Source organism: Vibrio sp. 1078-1 (assembly GCF_033340475.1).
This window is the reverse complement of sequence record NZ_JAWOWM010000575.1, coordinates 1-601: the sequence shown is the minus strand read 5'-3', so window position 1 is coordinate 601 and position 601 is coordinate 1. Positions and strand designations below refer to the sequence as shown.

The following is a 601-nucleotide window of genomic DNA, read 5'->3' as shown; positions in this document are numbered from 1 at the left end:
CCACCAAAATACCTTTACCACCGCTGCCTTGAGCTGGCTTAATCACAAAACCCGGCCAATCTTTCACCATGTTGTGGATGGTTTGTACTTCTGCTTGGTTGTGAATCACGCCGATAAGGGCAGGGACGGTTGCCCCTGCAGCTTGAGCGATGATCTTGGTTTTTAGCTTGTCATCCACCAATGGGTATTTAGAGCGATCGTTATAGCGACCAATGTAGCTATGGTTACGCTTGTTCATGCCCATAATGCCTTTGTGGCGAAGTTTTGATGGCGTAGTGTAACGTTCAAACATCGTTTAATCCTCCGCTAGCGGTTTGAAACGACGTAGTTCTGTTAGACGGTAACCAGTGTAAGTCCCTAGTAATAGAATACCCGCCAAAACAATTAGCTGTAGGCCGATAAAGTTAAACGTTAAGTGCTGGATATACGAGTTGGTCATCGCCAAGTAAACCAGTACCGCAGTCAGTAGTGAACCACCACCTTGCATTGCTACTTCTTTCGCACCTTCTTCCTCCCACAGAATCGACATACGTTCGATCGTCCATGACAAGATGATCATTGGGAAGAAGTTGATTGTTAGACCTTCTGGCAAACCAAGCGT

The 601-nt window shown here is 46.3% G+C and carries 2 protein-coding genes; both read right to left on the bottom strand.

Going from position 1 to position 601, the window contains the following annotated elements:
• Nucleotides 1-292 (bottom strand): sugar-transfer associated ATP-grasp domain-containing protein (locus tag R7190_RS28870; RefSeq protein ID WP_318138067.1); only part of this gene is annotated, 292 nt, incomplete at its 3' end.
• A gap of 3 nt (nucleotides 293-295) precedes the next feature.
• The coding region (locus R7190_RS28865) for a 7TM domain-containing protein (RefSeq protein ID WP_318138066.1) at nucleotides 296-601 on the bottom strand (306 nt) is incomplete at its 5' end.